General features: G+C 73.0%; 16 protein-coding genes and 1 pseudogene. 4 read left to right on the top strand and 13 right to left on the bottom strand.

The features are described from left to right. Positions 1 to 8: 8 nt before the first annotated feature. Genes OG447_RS24635 through OG447_RS24615 form a run of 5 tightly spaced genes read right to left on the bottom strand, consistent with a single transcriptional unit; the run spans position 9 to position 10465 of the window. The gene (locus OG447_RS24635) at positions 9 to 2123 is read right to left on the bottom strand and encodes a hypothetical protein (RefSeq protein WP_266939387.1); all 2115 of its coding nucleotides are present in this window, start codon (positions 2121 to 2123) and stop codon (positions 9 to 11) included. Then, complete coding sequence (locus OG447_RS24630) at positions 2120 to 3367, bottom strand: VWA domain-containing protein (RefSeq protein ID WP_266939386.1); 1248 nt, start codon at positions 3365 to 3367, stop codon at positions 2120 to 2122. The genes OG447_RS24635 and OG447_RS24630 overlap by 4 nt, the downstream gene beginning before the upstream one ends. Continuing rightward, positions 3364 to 5760, bottom strand: coding sequence for a DUF5682 family protein (locus OG447_RS24625; RefSeq protein ID WP_266939385.1), 2397 nt, complete (start codon positions 5758 to 5760; stop codon positions 3364 to 3366). Before OG447_RS24625 ends, OG447_RS24630 begins: the two co-directional genes overlap by 4 nt. After that, the gene (locus OG447_RS24620; RefSeq protein WP_266939384.1) at positions 5760 to 6854 is read right to left on the bottom strand and encodes an AAA family ATPase; all 1095 of its coding nucleotides are present in this window, start codon (positions 6852 to 6854) and stop codon (positions 5760 to 5762) included. The genes OG447_RS24625 and OG447_RS24620 overlap by 1 nt, the downstream gene beginning before the upstream one ends. Next, complete coding sequence (locus tag OG447_RS24615) at positions 6851 to 10465, bottom strand: WGR and DUF4132 domain-containing protein (protein ID WP_266939383.1); 3615 nt, start codon at positions 10463 to 10465, stop codon at positions 6851 to 6853. The genes OG447_RS24620 and OG447_RS24615 overlap by 4 nt, the downstream gene beginning before the upstream one ends. Before the next feature lie 163 nt (positions 10466 to 10628). Here OG447_RS24615 and OG447_RS24610 point away from each other — a divergent pair, with 163 nt between their 5' ends. Beyond that, positions 10629 to 11408 carry a metallophosphoesterase gene (locus OG447_RS24610; RefSeq protein ID WP_266939382.1) on the top strand — a complete coding sequence of 260 codons (780 nt, stop codon included), beginning with the start codon at positions 10629 to 10631 and terminating at the stop codon, positions 11406 to 11408. Here OG447_RS24610 and OG447_RS24605 read toward each other — a convergent pair. From OG447_RS24605 to OG447_RS24575, 7 genes are all read right to left on the bottom strand, one after another. Continuing rightward, positions 11381 to 11686, bottom strand: coding sequence for a DUF2087 domain-containing protein (locus OG447_RS24605; protein WP_266939381.1), 306 nt, complete (start codon positions 11684 to 11686; stop codon positions 11381 to 11383). The genes OG447_RS24610 and OG447_RS24605 overlap by 28 nt on opposite strands. 142 nt (positions 11687 to 11828) lie before the next feature. Beyond that, positions 11829 to 12485, bottom strand: coding sequence for a hypothetical protein (locus OG447_RS24600; RefSeq protein WP_266939380.1), 657 nt, complete (start codon positions 12483 to 12485; stop codon positions 11829 to 11831). Then, entirely contained in the window at positions 12482 to 13012 is a 531-nt protein-coding gene (locus OG447_RS24595; RefSeq protein WP_266939379.1) for a DUF6114 domain-containing protein, read from the bottom strand. The genes OG447_RS24600 and OG447_RS24595 overlap by 4 nt, the downstream gene beginning before the upstream one ends. Beyond that, positions 13003 to 13560 carry a DUF6230 family protein gene (locus OG447_RS24590; protein ID WP_266940131.1) on the bottom strand — a complete coding sequence of 186 codons (558 nt, stop codon included), beginning with the start codon at positions 13558 to 13560 and terminating at the stop codon, positions 13003 to 13005. The genes OG447_RS24595 and OG447_RS24590 overlap by 10 nt, the downstream gene beginning before the upstream one ends. A gap of 218 nt (positions 13561 to 13778) precedes the next feature. Beyond that, a complete protein-coding gene (locus OG447_RS24585) occupies positions 13779 to 14627 on the bottom strand; it encodes a MerR family transcriptional regulator (RefSeq protein WP_266939378.1) in 849 nt (282 codons plus the stop codon). Between the two features lie 28 nt (positions 14628 to 14655). Beyond that, positions 14656 to 15849, bottom strand: coding sequence for a methyltransferase (locus tag OG447_RS24580; RefSeq protein ID WP_266940130.1), 1194 nt, complete (start codon positions 15847 to 15849; stop codon positions 14656 to 14658). 275 nt (positions 15850 to 16124) lie between these two features. Then, positions 16125 to 16475 (bottom strand): tetratricopeptide repeat protein, encoded by a 351-nt coding sequence (locus OG447_RS24575; RefSeq protein WP_266939376.1) that lies wholly within the window; start codon positions 16473 to 16475, stop codon positions 16125 to 16127. Positions 16476 to 16580: 105 nt separating this feature from the next. Between OG447_RS24575 and OG447_RS24570 the strand changes: the two genes are divergently transcribed. Both OG447_RS24570 and OG447_RS24565 read left to right on the top strand, forming a co-directional pair. Then, positions 16581 to 17546 (top strand): pirin family protein, encoded by a 966-nt coding sequence (locus OG447_RS24570; protein WP_266939375.1) that lies wholly within the window; start codon positions 16581 to 16583, stop codon positions 17544 to 17546. Positions 17547 to 18267: 721 nt separating this feature from the next. Then, on the top strand, positions 18268 to 18723 hold the full coding sequence (locus tag OG447_RS24565; RefSeq protein WP_266940181.1) for a hypothetical protein: 456 nt from the start codon (positions 18268 to 18270) through the stop codon (positions 18721 to 18723). 536 nt (positions 18724 to 19259) lie between these two features. On the opposite strand, the pseudogene OG447_RS24560 reads toward OG447_RS24565, so the two are convergent. Continuing rightward, positions 19260 to 20221: pseudogene (locus OG447_RS24560) on the bottom strand (metal ABC transporter substrate-binding protein). On the opposite strand from OG447_RS24560, the gene OG447_RS24555 reads away from it, so the two are divergent. Beyond that, the gene (locus tag OG447_RS24555) at positions 20205 to 20501 is read left to right on the top strand and encodes an NPCBM/NEW2 domain-containing protein (RefSeq protein WP_266939374.1); all 297 of its coding nucleotides are present in this window, start codon (positions 20205 to 20207) and stop codon (positions 20499 to 20501) included. The pseudogene OG447_RS24560 and the gene OG447_RS24555 overlap by 17 nt on opposite strands. Positions 20502 to 20513: the final 12 nt, after the last annotated feature.

Below are 20513 nucleotides of genomic sequence, written 5' to 3'. Positions count from 1 at the left end.
GGGTGTCGTCAAAGTGGCGACACCCCCTGACGCCCCTGGAGTTCGAGCGCGGTCAGCAGCTGGATCTGCGCGTCCAGCCAGGGGCCGACGGCCGCGCGCGGGCCCTCCTGACGGTGGGCGGCGAGGAAGGCCCGTACCCGCGCGGCGGAGGTGGCCAGACCCGTGCGGGCCAGCGCGGCCGCGGCCTCCTCCAGCTCGGCCCTGGCCCCCTCGCCGAGGTGGCGCAGCCCCCGCCCGGCGGCCGTGGCCAGGGCGGCGAGGGCGGCCTCCAGCGCCCCGGCCAGCGGATCGCGCGGCCGCGCCCGTACGGCCGCCACCTGGACGGAGCCGGTGGCGGGCGCGGGAGCCAGGTCGGGCACGGTCACCCCCTCGGCCGTCATGACGGCGATCGGGTCGAACGACAGCCCGTGGCCCGTCCCGTGGACGAAGGCGCTCAGGTAGCGCACCTCGCCGCGGCCCCCGTCCAGCGCCCCGGCGAGCACGTCCAGCGAGTCCGGACTGTACGGGTTGTACGCCGCCGAGACCGTCGCCACGGCGCCCCGGGCATCGCGCACCCTCGCCTCCAGGCGCTGCTGGGCCGGGTCGTAGCCGATCTCCTCCACCGCGTGCACCTCCACCACGTGGACGGAGTCGGCCTCGATCCGCGGCCGCACCAGGAACGGCGGCAGTTGTTCCAGCGCCCGGGCGTGCGCCGCGAAGTCCCGTAGCAGCAGGGGCTCCGGCAGGTCCTCCCAGGCGGAGCCGACGGGTGTCACCCCGGTCGACGCCAGCCGGGCGCCGCCGATGACGACGGACCTTGCGGGCGTACGGGAGGCACTGTCGCTCACCAGATTGCCCCGGGCCACCGCCCCCAGGGACGACCCCGCCAGGCGCCGGGCCGCCAGCTCCGGCCCGGTCGGCTCCTGGCCCTCGGCGAGCTCCCAGCGCCGGCGCAGCACCAGCGCTGTGCCGGCCGCGCCGTGCGCGAGGAACACCTCGGCGGTCCGGTCCTGCGGGGTGCCGCTGATCCGGCAGCCGAGCGCGGTCAGCCGCACCCGGCGCAGCGCGGTGTCGCCCCGTTCTCCGGAGCCCAGCACCTGGGACACGGCGAGGGGGCTGCGCCGGGCCGTCCCGGTCTCGTCGGTGGCCCCGGTCGCTGCGTCGGTCGCTGCCCTGGCGGCGCGGAGCCGGGCGTGGAACTCCGTGATCAGCAGGGCGTGCCGCTCGGCCCGGTAGCGGGCACCCCGGGCGGCGTGGTCGTCGAGCTGTTCGACCAGCTCGGTGAGCGTCCCGGCCGGCCAGTGCAGGGCTCGGTCGGACAGCTGGTCGCGGACCCGGCGCAGGGCCGTGGCCAGTACCGGGCCGGCGTGTCCGGCCCCGTCGAGCAGCAGATCGTGCAGGAGCGCCGCCGCCGTGTCCAGCTCGGGGCCGCCGGAACTCGACCGGGCGGCGGATCCTCCCACGTCGACCTGGGTGAGCGGGCCTGCGGGCCCGTCGTCCACGGCGGCGCGGAACGCCCACACGGCGAGCACGATCATCTCCCCGCGCCGGTCGCCGGCGGCGTCGGTGACCGCGTGTCCGACACCGTCCGGGGCCGGCACCGGGAACCGTACGGTGCACGTGGGCAGTTCGGCCCACGCGACCGGCTCCTCGGCGGTCGGGTGGTGCAGCTGGGCGGTGTAACCGCGGGCCAGCACGCGGCGGGCGGCGGCGACCGCCCGCGAGCCCACGGCGGAGGCCAGCGCCTCGTCGTCCAGGTCGCCGGGGGACCAGGCCGCAGCCGCCCCGGCTGCTGCCTCTCCTACTGCTGCTTCTCTCTCTTCTGCTTCTCCTTCCGCCCCGGTCGTGGGTGACGGCCCGGGGGCCGCGGCCGTCCGCTGGTAGGCGAGGACCAGCCCGAGCAGGTGCCGGCAGATCCCCGGCGCCCCACAGGTGCACGTGCCCTGGCCGAGGCCCGCGCCCGGCGGCAGTGCGGCCCGGGTGCCGTCCGGGAAGCGGCCGTGGAGCGTGTCGTCCCCGTCCGGGGAGACCATCGCCCCCGCGCCCGCGTCGAGTTCCTTCACGGCACGTTTGACCAGGCCGCGGTTGGCCAGTTCGGCGAGTGTGCCGGCGTCCAGGGCGAGCAGGTCGGCGCGGATCTTCATCGGCCCAGCCTCTCGGCGACGAACGCGGCCAGCTCGCCCGGGGTCATCGCGCCGACGTGAGCGCCCACGTCGGCCAGGCGCTGGGCCGTCTGCCGGTCGTACGCCGGATTCGCCTCCTCGTCGAGCGCGGCGAGGCCCAGCACGGTGCTGCCCTGCTCGACGAGCCCCCGTACGCCCCGCACCAGCCGGTACGGGTCGCCGCCCTCGTAGAAGTCGGTGATCAGCACGACGATGGCGCGGCGCGGGTTGTCCACGAGACCGGCGCCGTAGTCGACGGCCTTCGCGATGTCGGTCCCACCGCCGAGCTGGACGCGCATCAGCAGCTCCACCGGGTCGGTGACATCGCCGCTCAGGTCCACCACGTTCGTGTCGAAGGCCACCAGGTGGGTCTTCAGGCCCGGCAGCCCCCACAGACTGGCCGCCGTCACCGCGGAGTGGATGACCGAATCGACCATGGAACCGGACTGGTCCACCAGGAGGATCAGCTGCCACTGCTCCAGGTGCGCGCGGGTACGCGAGTGGAAACGCGGCCGCTCGATGAGGATGCGCCGCTCGGCGGGCTGGTAGTGGGCCAGGTTGGCGCGGACGGTACCGCGGAAGTCGAAGTCGCGGGCCAGCGGCAGCCGGCTCGGGCGGCGGGAACGGCTGCCGGTGAAGGAGCGCCGGACCTCGGGGGTCAGCTGCTCCAGGAGGCGGCGCACCACCGTCTCCACGATCCGGCGGGCCAGTCGCAGCACCTCGGGGTTCATCAGGTGCTTGGTGCGCAGCACGGCGCGCAGCAGGGTCGCGTTGGGCTCCACGCGCTCCAGCACCGCAGGGTCGGTGACGATCTCGTGGATCTCGTAGAGCTCGACGGCGTCCCGCTCCAGCCGCTCGATCGTCTCCTTGGGGAAGAGCCGGTGGACGTCGTCGAGCCAGTCGACGGCGGTGACCGCGGAGGGGCCGTCGCCGCCCCGGCGCGCGCTCACCCCGGGACGTACCCCGCGCCGCGCCTGTTCGGCGTCGCGGCCGTAGAGCCAGTCCAGGGCCGCGTCGCGGGCCGCGGCCCGGCCGGACAGCGGGCCCGTGCAGCGCTCGGCGGGGGCGCCCAGGACGAGCCGCCACCGCTCCAGCGTGGGGTCGGGGGCGGGGCCGGCGGGGGTGGCACCGGCGGGCGTGGCGCCGTTGGGTGTCGTGCCGTTGGGTGTGGCACCGGCGGGCGTGCCGCCGCTGGGTGTCGTGCCAGCGGGTGTCGTGCCGGTCATGCGGGGCCTCCTGCCGTGGTCGGCACCGTGCCGTGCCCGGCAGGACTTCCCAGGCCGTAGCGGTCGAGCGTGCGCTCCACGTGGTCCTCCAAGGCTCTGGCCCGGGCGATCAGCAGCGGGTCGGCGGTGGTCCGCAGCAGGGACCGGGCCGAGCCGCGCAGACCGCGCCGTTCGATCAGGCGGGCGGCGATCTGCTCGCGCTCGCGGGGCGGGAAGTACGCGAAGGCCTGCCGCAGCGCGGGCAGCCCCACCAGGAAGTCCGTCTCGGTCATGGCGCCGACCAGCTCGTCGAGTACGTCGATCAGCGGTTCGGGGCCACCGCCTCCGGTCAGCTCGGCACGGGCGAGGGCGAACAGCCCGGCCAGCCAGTCCCCGAGCTCCTGCGGACCCGCCGCGGCCCGCGCCGCGTCCGCCGCGGTGCGGGAGGCGGCTCCGGGGGCCGGGGCCGCCTCCGCCAGGACGCGGCACAGGCCGAACGCCGCGCCCCGCAGGTCCGCCGGAGCCGACCGGTCCGTGCTGATCCGCCCGCAGATCCCGGCGGCCGTCGCACGGGAGACCGAGAGCAGCCCCTCGGCGTGCAGCAGAGCGTCCCGTACGGCGGCCAGCGCGCGCAGCCGGCCGTGATCGGGTGCGCCCGCCCCGCGCACCCCCTCGGCGAGCCACAGCACGCGGCCCACCGCGGTGTCGACGGCGGCCGCGAGCAGCGGGTCGCGCGCCACGCCGTACACCCGGTCGTGCCGCCACAGGCCCAGCGCCGTGCCCAGCGCCTCACCCAGCGGCCCGAGCGCGGTCGCGCGGCCCAGCCCGGCGCCCAGCTCCGCGACCAGCCGGCCGGACAGGTCCGCGGCCCCGCACACCACGGCGTCGAAGAGGACCCCGGCCAGTGCTTCGGCCTCCGCGCCCGCGGCCCGCGCCCGGTCGCCCAGCGCGACGGCCGCCGCCTCGGCGAGGGTCGCGCCGAAGCTGCCCGCCTCGATGAGCGCGGCCTCGCGGAGCGCCGTCGTACGGGGCTCCCAGCGCTCGGTGAACACCGGGTCGGTGCCGTGCGCCGGGCCCGCCACGCGCTCGAAGCCGGGTACGCCCAGTACCCGCAGCCGGTGCAGCACCTGACTGCGGTTCAGGTCCGCCGGGTCGGTCAGGCGCAGGCTGACCGGCCGCCCGGTGTCCAGGCCCAGCCCGGTCAGCCGGGCCTCGACGTCGTGCACCAGCGGGGGCACGGGCGTGTCGGGGTGCAGCCTGCCGACGCGGTCGCCGCCGCAGGCCGCCACCATCTCCACGACGACCGGGTGCGCCCCGGGGCTGAGCGGGCCGCGCCGGGTCCACGGCAGCGGTTCGTCGAGGGCATCGGTGATCAGCGCTCCGGCCAGCCCGTCCAGCAGGTCGAGCCGGGTCGGTTCGGGATGGCCGCGCAGCGCGGCCAGTCCGAGTGCGGTGCTCCGCGCGGCGATCAGGGCGGCCGTCGAGACCGGATGGCCCCGGTCGCGCAGCCGCCCGGTCACGGCGCGCACCAGGCCCTCGCCCGCCGCGCGCGGGCCCTCCTCCCACAGCTGCTGGTAGTACGCGGGCGAGGGCATCCCGGACTGGTAGCCGGAGAAGGCGTCGAGCTGGCGGAAGGAGTACGGCACGAGGAAACTGCCGCCCACCGCGCCGGGCGGCGGAGCGGGCACCTCCGGCCAGCCGTCCGGGGCGGGCCCGTCGGCCTGCGCGAGGGCGCGCAGCGCGGGCCGGTGGAATCCGCCCGTGACGACGAGGACGGGCCGGTCCCCGGCCGCGGCCACCGCGGCCCGCACCCAGGAGGCCATGTACGCCTCCCGGGCCCGGTCGCCCTCGTCCGCCTCCGCGTCCCCGCGCAGGACGTCGAAGTACGCCTCCAGCCGCCGGGCCGGCCCGTCCCCTTCCGGCCCGCCCCCCGTCGGCCCGTCCCCCGGACCGCCGTACGCCTGTCCGGCCTCCTCACCGGCCTCGAACAGGCGGTCCCACAGTGCGTCCACCGAGTCCACCTCGAAGCGGCGGCACAGCAGCGCGCTCGCCTCCGTGTACCGGGCCTCGGCGTCCGCGTACCGGTTGGTGCGCCCGTCGAACGCCGGGTGCCAGGCGGGCAGGTCGATGAAGCGGACCTCTGCTCCCGCCGCCCGCCCGGCGGTGAGCGCCACCCACTCCGGCGAGTACGCGCAGAACGGAGCCCAGGAGGTGGCGGACCGCTCCTCGTCCCGGTAGTGGCTGAACACCGCCACCGGCAGCTCGTGGCCCAGCAGCAGCTCGTCCAGCCGGCCGCTCAGATCGGCCGGGCCCTCGATCAGCACATGGGCCGGCCGCAGCTCCTCGATCGTGCGCGCCACCAGCCGGGCACAGGCGGGGGAGTGGTGGCGTACGCCCAGGAAGGTGGCCGCCATCAGCCCGCCAGCAGGTGGCGGGCCGCGTGCAGGGCCTTCCACTGCGCGCCGCCGCGCTTGGCCACCCGCTGCTCCAGGTAGCGGCGCAGCCGTGCCAGGTCCTCCGGGCTGTCCTTGGCCGCCGTACCGGCCAGGCAGGTGACCAGGTCGGCCGCGTCGCCCGCTTCGCCCCGCAGGAACCAGCCCCGTACGCCCACCGCGTGCGCGACGGACACGGCCTCGGCGGTGCTCATCACCGAGGACAGCCGGTCCATGCCCGCGCCGTCGTGGGCCACCCCGGAGCGCAGTTCGCGGAAGGTCGTCACCAGCACCTCCAGGACGTCCCGGTCCGGGGCCGCGGGCACGCCCGAGCGGCGCAGCAGGGCCGTGGCCTCGGCCTCGACCAGGGCGGTCTCGGTGTCCGGATCGGCGATGGGGAAGACGGTCTCGTAGTTGAACCGCCGCTTGAGTGCGGCGCTCATCTCGTTGACCCCGCGGTCGCGGGTGTTCGCCGTAGCGATCACGTTGAAGCCCTGGCGGGCGAAGGCCATGCTCTCGGGCCCCTCCAGCTCGGGTATGGACACCACCCGTTCGGACAGCAGCGACAGCAGGGAGTCCTGTACCTCCAGCGGGCAGCGGGTGATCTCCTCGAAGCGGACGAGCCGGCCCTCCCGCATCCCGGTCAGCATCGGCGCGGGCACCAGCGAGCGCGGGGAGGGGCCCTCGGCGACGAGCAGGGCGTAGTTCCAGGAGTACTTGATCTGGTCCTCGGTGGTCGCCGCCCCGCCCTGGACGACCAGGGTGGAGTCGCCGCTGACGGCCGCCGAGATCAGCTCGGACAGCAGGGACTTGGCCGTTCCCGGCTCGCCGACCAGCATCAGGCCGCGGTTGGTCGCCAGCGTCACCAGTGCCCGCTCGACCAGGGCCGTGTCGCCGACGAACTTGCGGCTGATGCCGGCCTCCTCGTCACCGACGACGAAGCGGCGGGCGGCCCGCAGGCTCAGCTGCCAGCCCGGCGGCCGGTGGTCGGCGTCGTGGGCGCGCAGCGTGGCGAGCTCCTCGGCGTACCGGACCTCGGCGGGCGGCCGCTGCAACTGCTCTTCAGGGGTGGTCATGACGTCAGCTCCGTCAGATCGGCCAGCACCTCGGAGACGATGACCGGGTCCAGGTCGGCGAACTTCATCGGGTACGCGCGCAACGGGTAGTGGTCGCAGGGCTGCCGGTCCAGCCAGATCGTCTCCAGCACCTGGTCGGGGAACTCCTGGACCATGCCCACCGCGATGCCCTCGTCGAGCGCGATCACCAGATGGCACTCGGGACCCAGCCGGCGCGAGAACCACCGCTCCACGCCCGCGTCCTGCGGCTCACCGCGCTCCCAGCCGCGCTTCTGCATCCCGAGCAGCTTGCCGACCGGCACCTTGACGCCCTCGAAGCGGGTGAGCCGGGCCCCGCCCGCCTCCTCCTCGGTGACGGCGAGCACCGGCCGGCCCAGCTGGGGGAACGGCTGGAGGATCTCGTAGTCGGCGAACAGCTCCGACCAGGCGGCCAGTTCGGACGGGGACAGGTGCAACGGGTGCGCCACGCTGACGCTCGCCGTGTCCGGGACGGTCACCGCCTCGTCCTCGGCATCCGCGTACGTACGGTCCTCGGCCACCCGGAAGGCCGTCACCGTGCCCTCCGCGTCGGCCGCCAGCCAGACGAGGCGACGCACCAGGTGCCAGACGAGCGGGTGCTCGACGAACAGCCGGCGGAACTCCTCGCCGGTCCACGTGCGCCGCTCGACCATCGCGGCCTCCAGCCGCCGCACCTGGTCCGAGGCGATCGTCCGCACGTCCTTCTTCAGCGCCGTGAACCGCTTGCGCTCGGCCGGGGCCAGCTCCGCGTCGTCCCGTACGCCCGGTTTGGGCAGGTCCTTCAGCGGTCGGCCCGACTCGTCCCGCACGTACGGGACCAGCCGCTCGTCGAAGCCGACGGTGAACCGGCGCGTGCCGTAGTCGACGACCGTGCTCCCGTCCGCGTCCAGACCGAAGTCCGGGACCAGCCGGTCGGCCAGCTGCTCGGCGGTCAGCCCCAGTTCGGCCGCCACCTCGGAGATCTTCTCCTGCGCGCGGAGCTTGAGCGCCTTGAACTTCACCCGCTGGGCGATCCCGTGCAGGTGCATCAGGGCCACGTCCGTACCGATGGACGCCAGCACGTCGAGCCCCTCCACGGCCCGCTGGTGCGCGCCCTCGCCCGGCCAGGACCGGATGACGGGGGTGAGGGCCCGTACGGTCTCGTCGTCGCCGAACCAGCCGAGCGCGTGCAGCGCCCACGCCTCCTTCGGGGGCATCCCCGAGAGCTGCCACTCACCGAACAGGGCCCAGACGAACACCGTCAGGGACTCCTTCGTGCACAGCTCCCGGACCTGGGCGAGTCCCGGGTACACCTGGCCCGGCTTGGAGATCGCCAGCATCGTGACGACGTGCGCGGCCGACGCGGCCGGCAGGGCGCCCCCGGCCACCAGCCTGAGCTGCGGCAGCGCGTGCGGGTCCGCCCATTCCGCCACCTTGGGCATGCGGGCGGGCAGCGCCGACTCCAGCGGGTCGGAGGCGAGCAGCACCCCGATGGCCTCGGCGGCCTCCGCGCCGTACGCCGCGGCGGCCTCGCGGACGGTGTCCGCGCCGTGCGTCGCCGCGATCAGCGTGAGCGCCCGCTCGGCGGCCGTACGGGCCTCCCCGGGCGCGCCGAGGGCGTCCGGGACGAGCAGCCCGGCCGCGGCGGCGCCGTGCCGGGCGAACCAGGTGCGGGCGGTCTGGCCCGCGGTCTTCAGCCGCGCCAGGCAGTCCGCCATCACCCGGGCCACCTCGGCGTCGACGAAGGGCAGCAGGACCTGCACCATGGCCGTGGCGTTGCGGTTCACCATGCGCAGGCAGACGGGCAGGGCGGCCAGTTCGTGAGCGGCGACGAGGGGCTTGAAGCTCTTCGGCCCCTCGTAGGAGTGCTCGGTGCCCCGCCAGGTGAGGAGCACCGGGCGGACCAGCTCGGCGGGGCCGTGGGTGAACACTCCCAGCGCGTCCCACGCACTGATCCGGACACCCTTGCGCAGCCCTTCGAGGAAGTGCTCCAGCGGGTGGCGGTACGGCTGCCACTGGCTGATCCACGACTCGGTGGCGGCCCAGGACTCCCGCTCACCCGGCCGCCACTCCACCCGCGAACCGGTCGGCGCGGTGAGCCCCTCGACCACGCGAGGCTTGGCGGCGGCGCGGCGCTTGCGCGTCCACGGAGGGCTGGTCAGCAGGGCGGGAAGGGTGTCCGGGGAAGCCTCCGAGAGCAGCCCTTCCCGGTGGACGAGCGGCGCCACGATCGCGGCCGCGTCCTCGGGCAGGTCGGGCAGCACGGCGAGGGCGATGTCCCGGTGGGCGGCGACGTGGCGGCTCAGCAGCTGCCGTGCCATCGAAGCGGCGTTGTCCGAGCCCTGCGAGGCCCGCGCCAGCATGTGCAGGGCGCGTACCGGGAAACGGTGGGAGGCGGCGATGAGCGGCGGGCGTACGTGCTTGTTGGCCGAGCGGTCCAGGAGCAGGCCGAAGGCCTCGTCGGAGGGCAGCTCGGCAAGCGCGCCGGCCAGGGTCTTGACCTCGTCCGTGCCGACGTACTGCCCGTCCAGCTCCCCCGCGAGCAGCTGAGCCATCGCCGGGCCCACGCCCTCGGCGACGGTGGCGATGACGGCCGTGTTCCAGCCGGGCCAGCCGAGGTCGACACGGCCGCCGAACAGGGCGGCCTGCTCCGGCGTGCCGAGCGAACAGACGAGCATCTCGCGCACGAAGTGCTGGCTGTGCTCACGCAGTCCCGGGCGGGCGCAGCAGTCCTCGACCCAGTCCTGTTCCGAGGGCACGAGGTAGGACACGCTGACGGACCGGCGCGGGCTCTTGCGGTGCAGGGCGAGGGCCGCGACCGCGGCCCGGTAGGTCTCCTCGTCGGCCACGGCCAGGAGGGCGCGGATACGGTCCAGGGCACCCTTGGTGTAGCTCCGGCCGAGGTGCCTCGGGTTCTCGGGGCAGGTCTCGACCCCTTCGAGAACGTTCTTGCTGCCGCGGGAGACCCACTTGCCCTGGAGCTCCACGAGTTCGACCACGGCGCACGCGGCGAAGGGCAGCCCGAAAGCGTCGGCCCAGGCCTCGGCGACCAGCCGGTGGCCGTCCGTCCGGTGTGTCAGCGGCGTCGCGAGCACGGCGGCACCCAGCGGGCTGTGGCTGCCGCCCTGGTGGGCCCGGGCCGCTTCGACCAGGCCGGCCTCGCTGCGCGGGGAGCTGAGGACGCGCTCGACGGCATCGGCCTCGCTCCGCAGCCACTCGGCCAGCTTCCGCTGCGCGTCCTCGGGGACTTCGGGCACCGTCCGCGGAACGCCCCCGCGCCGCGGGTGCAGATTCCGCTTCCAGGAGACGGGCAGGGTGAAGGTGTCCTCGTCGGGCAGCACGGGGGCAGCCCCGACGGGCTCTGCCGGCGCCTGGACGGACGGTCCGGCCCCCTCGGGCAGGACCGCCGAGCCGGTCTTCGCGTACCCCTTCCGCTCCTTCTCCGCTATGGACTTGACCAGGTAGGACGCGGCGTCGGCAGGGGAGTCGAACTCCTTGACCTGTGTGCGGCCCGCGGTTCCTGAACGCCCGAAGCGGATGGTGACCGAGGCGCCCTCAACCCCCGCCTCCCAGAACTTCGCAGAGCTCTCGCCGACGTACTCCCAGCGCTGCACGCTGCCTCCCCTTGTGTCCCCGCGTGATCAGTTGACCGAAGAGTAAACGGCGGCTCTGACAATGGGTCATCGGCCCTGGAAACGGGTCATCGGGCGCCCTGGAACGGGCGGGCGGGACGCTGTTGAATGGGCCGTACACACTTCTGGAGAGAGGCCGCGCACCGTGATCGTGATCGCCCACCTCAGTGATGTCCACCTCGACGGCGACCGGCGGGCCGCCGACCGCACCCGCACCGTGATGGACTACCTGGAATCCCTCCCGTACGACCTGGACGCCGTGTTGGTGAGCGGGGACATAGCCGACCACGGTACGGCCGCCGAGTACGAACAGGCGCGCAAGCTCCTGGTCTCGCGGCACCCGCTGGTCGTCTGCCCGGGCAACCACGACGAACGCGCGGCCTTCCGGCAGGTCCTGCTGGGCGAGGAGGCGGACCCCGCGGGCGTCCCGTCAGCCGCGCCGGTCGACCAGGTGCTGCGCGGTGAGGGCTTCGTCCTCGCGGTCTGCGACTCCTCCGTACCCGGCGAGGACCACGGCCTGCTGGCCGACTCCACGCTGGCCTGGCTGGAGGACGTCCTCGCCGGCACCCCCCGGGACACCCCGGTCCTGGTCGGCTTCCACCACCCGCCCGTGCCGCTGCACACGCCCTACGTCGACGAGATCAGGCAGTTCGGGGAAGAGCGCCTCGCGGAGCTGGCCGGCCGGCACCCCCACCTGACCGCCTTCCTCTGCGGTCACGCGCACACCGCGGCGGCCACCACCTTCGCGGGCCGGCCGCTGCTCGTCGCACCCGGCGTGGTCTCCACGCTACGGCTGCCCTGGGAGCCCCAGGAGGGTCCCGAGCACCACGTGCACCTCGACGAGCCGCCCGCCGTCGCCTTCCACGTACTGGGCGAGGACGGGCGGCTGACGACCCATTACCGGGTGGTGGTGGACCGCCGGTAGCTGCTGCCGTCACGGGTGCGGGTCAGCAGGCCCGAGGTGATCAGATAGCGTCGCAGGGCGGAGCAGTCCTCGTGCACCGTGCGCAGCGCGTCGTTCACCTCGGGTTCGGTGTACTCCCGTTCCGGCGCGAAGAGCGTCTCGGTGAGGTGGACGAGCAACTGCTCGCGCCGGGCGGCCTTGCGCGGGATCACCTTGAGGCGGCCGGCGGAGAAGAGGTCGGAGACGTCCCGCGGTGCACGGGCGGGTTCGGTGGGGGACTGCACGGTGCTCTGTGACATGCAGGGAAGCGTCTCCCGGTCGACGCCGCCCGGCAACGCAATTTCCCGGGCCTGGGTGCTACGGCTGAGGCCCCGCACAAGAGTGGCCCGCCGGTCCCGGACACGTCCGGGACCGGCGGGCCTGCCCCTGAGGGATGGCGGGTCAGGGGCCGACGGTGATCTGCTGCGCCGGGTCGGTCGTGTCGGAGACGAGGTACACGGCGTTGAAGGTCGAGGCGGTCGCGCTCGTGGGACAGCCGAACCCGCCGGTGACCTTGACCGGTACGGACGCGTTGGCGAAGGTCAGGCTCGGCGGCGCGCCGTTGGCCCAGGTGCCGCCGACGTTCGCGGCGGCCGTGGGCGCCGCGGTGACGGTGCAGTTGGCGAGCCCGGTCGTCTTGACCACCAGTCCGCCGACCGGCACGGTCATGGTGGCGGTGATGGGGGAACCGTCCTGCATCGACACCGTCCAGGCCCCGCTGGTGGTGACCGTCGGGGTCACGCCGGGGATGCTGGAGGTGCAGGAGCTGTACGTCGGCGCGGAGATCGGCGAGGAGACCGGCCCGGCCGCGTTGTGGTTGCCGGGGGCGGCCGGCACCGTGCCGGTGGCCACGGAGACCGTGCAGGTCACCGTCACCGACCCGGCCTTGAGGGTGGCCTTCCCGCTGAGATTGGCCTTGAACGCGTGACCGGCCGGGGTGACGGTGGTCGACCCGGCCAGCGGTAACGGCGCGGCGCTGGCGGTGGCGGTGACCGAGGCCACCGACAGCATGCCGACGGCGGCCGTCGCGAGGGCGAGCGCGGTGCGCGTACGGATCATGGCTGTGCTCCTTGGGGATCGTGGTGCGCGGTGGGAGCGGAAGCAGGAGCGGAGGCGGAAGCGGGAGCGGCGGTGGAGGCAGGAGCCGATGCGGCGGACGTGGCGGGTGGGGGAGTACTGCCGCCGGGCTTCGCGCCACCGGCGCGCGGGGCGGCGTACGGCTGCCACGCGAACATCAGGCCGCCGCCGAGAATGCCGAGCAGGGTGCCGATCAGGAAGCCGCCCAGGTTCGACATGACCAGCGCGGCAGTGGCGATGAGGGTGGTGAGGACGCCCGCGGGGCCGCGCTGGGGCGGCGCGAACCAGGCGGTGAGACCGAGCACGATCATGATGATCCCCATCAGGACGGACGGGATTCCCGCCACCCCCTGCTGGAGCATCACCTTCAGCGGTGCCAGGGGCAGGACGCAGATCTCGGCCCCCGCCAGGATGGCGAAGAACCCTCCCCAGAAGGGTCTGCTCCGCCGCCAGCGGCGGAACCGGCCGGCGCCCGCGCGCTCCCGTCCGGCGGTGCGCCTCAGAAGCATTCCTTCTTGCCCTTGCTGATGTCCATCTTCAGGCCGGACAGCTTGAAGGTGCCCGCGTTGGTGGCCCACGCGGTCTGCTGGAGATCGGTGATGCTGACGGTGTCCGCCTGCTGTGCGAACAGGTCCTGCATGCCCTGCGCGTCGGCCGGCCCCTTGTCGAGGGTGGAGGCGTCGCGGCCGATCTCGATGTTGCTGAAGACGGCGTCGCCGGAGAGCTGGGTCGCGTCGACGAACAGGTTGCTCGCCTCGACCGGGGCCTTCTGACCGGCCGTGAGGTTGAGTGAGATGTCCCCGATCACCGGGAGCGTGGTGACCACGGACTGGCAGAGGCTGTGGAGCTTGGCCTCCCTGATGGCGGTGACCGCCACCGGGATGAGCTCCTCGCGGGCATTGACGTCGACGCTGCCGTACTGGGCGAAACCCTCGCCCTCCAGGCTCTTCGCCGACACCTTGAACTGCTGCCCCGACACGGCGAAGGAGGCGGCGAGGGCCCCCTGCGCCAGGGCGATCCCGAGGCCCGCCGTGACGGCGACGGCGGGAACGGTCAACAGGGCGAACCGGCGCCAGCGGACCCGGCCGTCGGCGCTGCGCGCGGCGCCGCCGCCCTCGTCGTCCGCGGAGCCGGGCGGGTTGGATAAGTGCGGGGAATCTGCCATGAGATCGTCCCTTATTCCGGCTGTGCACCTTTGTTGTTACCGACGAGTTGAATGTAAGAGTGCCAATGGAGGTTGGCAAGGTTGTGCGAGCGCACCTTTTCGGCCGACTCCTACTGCTCCGTACGCAGCAGCTCGGCGACCTCCGCGTCGACCCGCCGCGCCATCGCGCGCGCGAACTCCGCGGCCACGACCTCGCCGGCCACCGGACGCAGCGCCGTCACCGCCCGCGTGATGTGCTGGAGCTGTGTGGCCGAAAGCTGCTCCAGCCCCTCCTCGCCGATCACATGCCGCCGGAACAGCCCGACGAAGCGGTCCGCGAGCGCGGCCGCCTGCGTCTGTACGAAGTCCCCCGCGTCCAGGATCTCCGCGAGCGGCACCCCCTGCCGCACCAGCGCGAGCGTCGCCTCCAGCAGCCGCCGGCTCGGGTACGTGACCAGGTCCCCGTCGACCGTCACGTACCCCAGCTCCGCCGCCCGCCGGGTGTCCTCGGCCGTGGCCGCCGGGCCGAACAGCTCCCGCAGCTGCGCGCGGGTCATCGTGACCGGCTCCTCCTGCACCCAGTCCCGGGTCATCTCCCGTTCCAGGCCCAGGAGTTGGGACAGACCGCCGCCTTCCTCCCAGGCGTGCAGCAGCTCCGCGATGCCGTTGACCGTGTAGCCGCGGCCCAGCAGGTCGCTGATCAGGCGCAGCCGGGTGAGGTGGTCGTCGGAGTACCAGGTGATCCGGCCCTCCCGGCGGGGTGGCGGGAGCAGCCCGCGCTCCTGGTAGTAGCGCAGGTTCCGCACCTTGACGCCGGCTGCCCGGGCCACGTCCTCCCGGCGGTAGCGCCCGGGCCCGTGCCCGCTGCCGGGCGTGCTCCCGCCTTCGCCGCCGCCCTCGCTCCCGCCCTCGCTCCCGCCTCCGTCTTCGCTCCCGTCTTCGCCGACTGTCCGGTCGTCACGCTCCGCCTGGCTGCTCACGCGGCAGAGTGTAGGACGTACCGGCAGGTCACATAGGTCGCGGACGCTCCTGCTTGACCGCGCGCAGCACCACGAACTTCGGCTCGCTCGCGACGACTTCACTGTTGCCGAAGAGGCGGCGCAGGTGGGTGTGGTACCCCATGTGCCGGTTGGCGACCACCCACAGCTCGCCGCGGGGCCGCAGGGCCTTGCGCGACTGGGCGAACATCCGCAGCGCCGTGGCGTCGGTCGTGGCCTGGTGGGAGTGGAAGGGCGGGTTGCACAGCACCAGGTCCACGGATGCGGGGGACAGCATGGCCACGCCGTCCCCGACGTGGAACTCGGCGGTGCGCCGGCCCTCGCGGACATTCGCCCGGTACGTGGCCTGCGCGGAGGCGACCGCCTGGTAGGACTCGTCGGTGAAGACGACCTCGGCGTCCGGGTCGGCGACCGCGACCGCCGTGCCGACGAGGCCGTTGCCGCAGCCGAGGTCCACGACCCGGGCGCCGTCGGTGTTCGTCGGGATGTTCTGCAGGAAGAACCGGGTGCCGACGTCGAGGCGGTCCGCGCAGAAGATCCCGGCGTGGTTGACGGCGGTCAGCCCGGCGGCCGAGCCCCCGTCCTGGTCCACCGTGTACGTCACCGGCCACGGCCCGGGGCCCGCGGGGCGGGCAGCACCCTGGGCGTTCGGCGTGCAGAAGATCAGCCGGGCCTTCTTCTCCGCGAGGGAGGTCTTCGTCGGCCCGAGGATCTTCTCGAAGAGGCGCAGCGTGGAGGTGTGGATCTCCTTGACCATGCCGGCGCCGATGACGACCGTACCCGCGTGCACGTGCGGGGCCAGCCGGTACAGCTGGTCCTCCAGCAGCGCCAGGCTCTTCGGTACGCGCACCAGCAGTACGTCGATCCGCTCGGGCGGCGGGTCCTGCGTGGTCAGCAGCGTCACCGTCGCCTTGGAGGTGCCGATCCCGGCCCGGTCCAGGTTCGCCGCGGTGGCGGACCGGCTCAGGGAGGAGTCGGTGATCTGCGTCGGGCGGTACGCGGCGAGCGCCGTCGTCAGCGCCCCCCAGCGGTCCCCGAGCACCGTGATCTGGCCGGCGGCGGCGAGGTCCACCGGCCCGCGTTCCCCGGTGCCGGAGTCGAGGTGCTGGAGCAGGTACTCGTCGGCGGCGTCCCAGGCGCGGAGCCGGTCGCGCGGGTCCTCGGGGAAACGGGTGAGCTCGTAGGAGCCGAAAGGCGTGGTCAGACGGTTCATCGTGGCCCCAGGCTAACCGAGGTGACGGCCCGACCCCGCATGGGCGGGGCCGAGCCGCGGTCAGGCTCTGCTCGGGGAAGCCGCCGGGCCGACTCCGCGAAGACTCCCGGCCTACTCCGGAGAGTCCCCGGGCCGACTCCGGGAAGTCGCCGGGCTGACTCCGCGAAGTCGCTGGGCCGAATCGGGGAAGACCCCAGGCCCACTCGGGGAAGTCGCCGGGCCGACCTCCGGAAAGTCCCCGGGTGTGCTCCCGGAAATCGCCGGGCCTACTCCGGGTAGTCGCCGGCCATCGCCGCGGCCGTCCTCAGGAACGGCCGCGCCTCGTCCGCCCGGCCGCCGCGCTCCAGGGTGCGGCCGAGCATCAGCTGGGCGTAGTCCTCCACCGGCCACCGCTCGACGATGGCGCGCAGCTCGCGCTCCGCGCGGGAGAGCTGAGCGGAGTGGTAGTAGGCGCGGGCCAGCAGCAGCCGGGGCGCCAGCTGCTCGGGGGCCTCACCGGCCAGCGGCTCCAGGATGCGGGCGGCCGTCGCGTACTCCTTCGCTTCGAAGAAGAGCTGGGCCCGCGCCCAGCGCTCGGCTGCCGTCCCGTGCTCGAAGTACGTCGTCGGCGCGTTCATCGCGTCCCTTCCGCCGTTCAGGGGGTGTGTACCCCGCCTCCAACACGCTTGTGCGGCGGAACATTCCACCCCGCACCGCCGCCCCCGCGCGGCTAGGTTGTCCGCATGAGCAATCTCGATCGCCAGCCCGCTCTTTCCGCCTGCGGCGGCCGCGGTTTCGTCGTGGCCGAACCGGTCCGCGAGCTCCTGAGCCCGCGGACCGTCAAGCTCGGGGAATCCACCGAGGTCCGCCGACTCCTGCCGAACCTGGGCCGCCGCATGGTGGGCGCCTGGTGCTTCGTGGACCACTACGGCCCGGACGACATCGCCGACGAGCCGGGCATGCAGGTCGCTCCGCATCCGCACTCGGGGCTCCAGACCGTGAGCTGGCTCCACGAGGGCGAGGTCCTGCACCGCGACAGCGTGGGCAGCCTCGAGACGATCCGGCCCCGCGAGCTGGGCCTGATGACCTCGGGCCGCGGCATCAGCCACTCCGAGGAGAGCCCGCGCCCGCACGCCCGCTTCCTGCACGGCGCCCAGCTGTGGGTGGCCCTGCCGGACGCCCACCGGGACGTGGCCCCGCACTTCCAGCACCACGCGCGGCTCCCGGAGGTCACCGCCCCGGGCCTGACGGCGACGGTCATCCTGGGCACCCTGGACACGGCGACCTCACCGGGTACGGCGTACAGCCCGATCGTCGGCGCGGACCTGGCCCTGGCGGCGGACACCGAGACCCGCCTCCCGCTCGACCCGGACTTCGAGTACGCGGTCCTGTCGATGTCGGGCGAGGCCCACGTCGACGGCGTCCCGCTCCTCCCCGGCTCGATGCTCTACCTGGGCTGCGGCCGCACCGAACTCCCCCTGCGGGCAACCTCGGATGCGGGCTTGATGCTCCTGGGCGGCGAACCGTTCGAGGAGGAGATCGTGATGTTCTGGAACTGGATTGGCCGCTCCCATGAGGATATCGCACAGGCCCGCGAGGACTGGATGAATGGGACCAGATTCGGCGAGGTGAAGGGGTATGACGGCCCTCCGCTTCCGGCTCCTGACCTGCCCCCGATCCACCTCAAGGCACGCGGCCGAGTGCACTGACCTGCGACAACTGGAGAGAGGCGGTCCCGCTGGGCGCGGCTTGTGCGCCCTTCCGGTTGCTGAAGGCTCGGTGCTTCCGATCACGCCCCGCGCTTGCCCTTCGATGGTGCGGGGCCTTCCCCCTCTGCGGGCGTCCGCGGGTGGGCGTGTGTCTACGAATGCTGACCCAATGCTGACTTTTCTGACACTGCATCAGATAAAACTTCGGGCAGGTGCAGACGTCGAATCGGCTTCGTCGGCGATCGGCGCTTGCCTGGAAGTTGTTCCCGGCTACGTGCCGGTCGCGGGGCCCACTGCGCCTCGCAAGGGCCGGACCGAGAGTCTGATCGCCTGGGTGCTACCGCTTGTAGGAAGCCGACAGCCCCTGCAGCGGTCGTCGCAGTGGCGTCCGCTGTGCAGTCTCCGCGAGGTGCGCTTCCGGGAGGTAGGGCGATGAACGGCGCTGCCGTAAGAGTGTCCGCGGGCCTGATGATGGCGCGGCATGTCGCCCCGGGCGCGCGGTGTGGCGGTCCGTACCGTGTTCGCCCGCCGTCCACCCGCTTTGCAATCCGCTGACGACCGAGACCGCGCTGCCTGGGTGTGCATGCTCCCAGCGATGAGAGGAGTCCCGCAGACAAACGATCGCTAGCGCCATTCCGTCTGAGCCGCGGTATGCCGGTTGGCCGCGATGGTGCGAATTCACTGGAACAGGGGACTGTTCCAGGAAGAATCCCCCGTGGCTATGCTGACCGACAAGCCGTCTGACCGGCTGGATGCACTGATCAAGCGCCCGTTCCACCGGGAGAACGCTGAGCGGCTGGTCGGTTTCATCGAGGACCCATACCAGTGCCACAGCGTCAGCGCGCCGCCTGGTCGTGCAGACCCTGTCGCGGGCATCTTCATCAGGGTGATCGTCCTCTGGGAGCTGGTCGGACACCTGCCGCTGCCCCTCGGAGTCGCCGGCCACGAAGGATCCACCTTCTCGTGGGTCTCAACGGTCTGCGCCTGCTGCGGCAGGCGGCAAGGCAGAGGTCTGGACCGAGGATGCCCAGTGAGCCACCGTCGCGCCGCAACGAAGAACAGCGCGCCCGCGGACGGTGCCCGGTGCCGGTGGCCTTGTGCCCGGGTCGTTGCAGCGGGCACCGAGAAGATCCCGAAGTCGACCACAGGGACCAGCTGGACCGGCTTCGTGCCCTGATCGGCGAGGGCGGCCCGGTCCGCGTCCCAGGGTGCCTGCACGCATGCGACTGACAAGCTTCTATTCCGTCGCTCGCACGCGGGGACTCTTTAGGGGGCTGCATAGAGCGAAGGTTCGGATACGCCAGCCGTCTCATTCCGCGGCGCCGCACATGCCGTCTCGCCGAGTATGGGTCGTGTCATGACGGCCTGCTCCTTCCTGTTCCCCTCCCCGCTCCTTCCTCCTTTCGCTTCGGCGTCAGTGAGAGGAGTGACGCGGGCTGCCTCCTTTGCCGTCATGGCGACGGTGCTGGCGGCCGCAGGACACCATCTGGTCTTCGTCGGCACGCCGTCGGCAAGCTCATGTCTGATTGCCGCGCTGGGACTGTTCGCCGCCGCCTTGCCGCGAGCCGGAAGGTCTGTCTCGCTGAGCATTGACTTGAGTGCCATGGCCGTCGCGCAGGCAGTCACCTGTTGGTGGTTCGCTCACGTGCGACGGCCCGCGGGAAGCCGACACCATGTGTCGGCTTCCCGCGGGCCGCTGGGCTGAGTGTGCTGTTACTTGCTGCCGAGTGCTGCCCGGAGGTTCTTCAGATTGCTGCGCATGACCTCGAAGTAGTCCTTGCCCTGGGACTTGTAGGTGATCCCCTCAAGCGGATCGAGGACGTCGGTCTTCAGGCCCGTGTCCGCGGCCAGCGTCTTGGCGGTCTTGTTGCTGGCCAGGGTCTCGAAGAAGACCGTGGAGACGTTCTCCTTCTTCGCGATCTCCTGGATCTCCTTGACGCGGGCAGGGCTGGGCTCGGACTCGGGGTCGAGTCCGGAGATGCCCTCCTGGTCGAGGCGTAGCGTTCGGCGAGGTAGCCGAAGGCGGAGTGGGTGGTGATGAAGGTCCTCGTGGAGGTGTTCGTCAGGCGTTCCTTGAACTCCGAGTCCAGGGTGGTCAGCTTGGCGGCCAGTTCGTCGGCGTTCTTGGTGTAGTCGGCGGCGTGTGCCGGGTCGGCCTTGCCGAAGGCGGCCCCGACGCCCTTGGCGACTTCGGCGTACTTCAGCGGGTCGAGCCAGATGTGCGGGTCGGCTCCGGCCTCGCCCTCCTCGGCAGGCTTCTCCTCGCCGTGCTCGTCGTGGGCGTCGCCCGAGGCGGCGTGCTCCTCGAGCTTGGTGAGGGTGGCGGCGTCCACGACATTCTTCACGCCGGACTGGGCGACGGCCTTGTCCACGGCGGGCTGGAGGCTCTTGAGGTAGAGGACCACATCGGACTCGCCCAACTGGGCGGTCTGCTTCGGCGTGATCTCCAAATCGTGCGGCTCGACGCCCGGCTTGGTCAGCGAGGTGACCTCCACGCGGTCCTTGCCCACCTGCTCTGCCAGGAACTGCATCGGGTAGAACGACGCCGTCACGGCGAGCTTGCCGTCCTGGCTGGCTTTGGCGTCGTCTCCAGCGCCGGATCCGGAGCAGGCGGTCAGCGTCGAGGCGCCGAGGGCGACGGCGAGGGCGGTGGCAGGTATGAGGCGGCGTACGATCGTCTACCACCTCGGCGGAACGGCGGACCGCTTCACCGCGCTCGTCGGCATCGACGACTTCTCGACGAACCAGGCCGCCACCGGCGCGACGACGGCCTCGGTGCGGGGCGACGGGAAGGCGCTGTTCACCAGCAGCAAGCTCACCGGCGCGGGCGGTCCCGTGCAGGTGGATCTCGACGTACGCGGGGTGAAGCTGCTGCACCTGGTCGTCGAGGACGCCAACGCCAATACGGCGTTCGACCAAACCTCCTGGGCCCTCGCCCGGGTGACCGTCCTCTGAGCCGGAGTGCCT

The sequence above is a fragment of the Streptomyces sp. NBC_01408 genome, from assembly GCF_026340255.1.
In the GTDB taxonomy this organism is placed as follows: domain Bacteria; phylum Actinomycetota; class Actinomycetes; order Streptomycetales; family Streptomycetaceae; genus Streptomyces.
The sequence above is the reverse complement of the archived record's forward strand: the minus strand, read 5'-3'. Positions and strand labels throughout refer to the sequence as shown.